We start from the raw sequence: 1150 nt of genomic DNA, 5'->3' as shown, positions 1-1150 counted from the left end.
CGCACAGGCGATGGGCAAGGTCGATCCGCTGACCAAGGCCGTGGTGCCGCCGATCCATGTCGCCACGACCTTCATCCGAGACGAGGACAACGGCTATTCCTCCGGCTTCATCTACGGCCGCCCCGACAACGAGACGGTGCATGAGGCACAGGCCGTGCTCGCCATGCTCGAGGAGGCCAAGGCCGGCGCGCTGCTCTTCGGGTCGGGGATGGCGGCGGCGACATCCGTGTTTCAGGCGCTCTCGCCCGGCGACCATGTCGTCGCCTCCAAGGTCATGTACTGGGCCCTGCGGGCCTGGCTTCTCAACGAGGCGACGCGCTGGGGGCTGACGGTCGATTTCGTCGAGACCGACGATCTGGCGTCGCTCAAGGCTGCGGTGAAGCCGGGCGTCACCAAGCTCGTCTGGGTCGAGACGCCTTCGAACCCGCTCTGGACGATCACCGACATCGCCGGCGCGGCCGAGATCGCGCACAAGGCCGGCGCCCGTCTCGCGGTCGATTCGACCTGCGCCTCTCCGGTCCACACGCGGCCGCTGGCGCTTGGTGCCGATATCGTCATGCACGCGGCGACCAAGGTGCTGAACGGCCATTCCGACGTCGTCGCCGGCGCTCTCTGCGCCAGTGCCGATGACGAATTCTGGAACCGCATCAAGACCGTGCGCAAGGGGCAGGGCGGCATCCTCGGCCCGTTCGAGGCCTATCTCCTGATGCGCGGCATGCGCACGCTGCATCTGCGGCAGGAGCGTCAGTCGGCCTCGGCCATGGCGCTGGCGCAGCGCCTTTCGGCGCATCCGCTGGTGGCGCGCGTGCTCTACCCGGGCCTGCCGCAGCACCCCGGGCACGATATCGCGGCGCGGCAGATGGAGAACGGCTTCGGCTACATGCTGTCGATCCAGGTGACCGGGGGCGAGGCTGCTGCGGTCAAGGCCGCCGCGCATGTCGAGCTCTACAAGCGCGCAACCTCGCTTGGAGGCGTCGAGAGCCTGATCGAGCACCGCGCCTCGATCGAAGGCGCCGGCTCGCCCTGCCCGACCGATCTGCTGCGCCTTTCGACCGGCATCGAGGATGTCGAGGATCTCTATGCCGATATCGACCAGGCGCTGAAGGCCGGGCACGCCTGAGGCGGCTCAGGGCCAGATCGTCTTGGCGAG

The 1150-nt window shown here is 68.3% G+C and carries 1 protein-coding gene; it reads left to right on the top strand.

All coding sequences use genetic code 11. From position 1 onward, the window contains the following. A partial coding sequence (locus tag ACIPIA_RS16725) for a trans-sulfuration enzyme family protein (protein WP_400511097.1) occupies nt 1-1120 on the top strand: 1120 nt, incomplete at its 5' end. Nucleotides 1121-1150 lie beyond the last annotated feature (30 nt).

The sequence above is a fragment of the Allobosea sp. CER48 genome (assembly GCF_044752385.1).
Lineage (GTDB): Bacteria > Pseudomonadota > Alphaproteobacteria > Rhizobiales > Beijerinckiaceae > Allobosea.
Note: the sequence above shows the minus strand (reverse complement) of the source record. Positions and strands in the feature narration are given on the sequence as shown.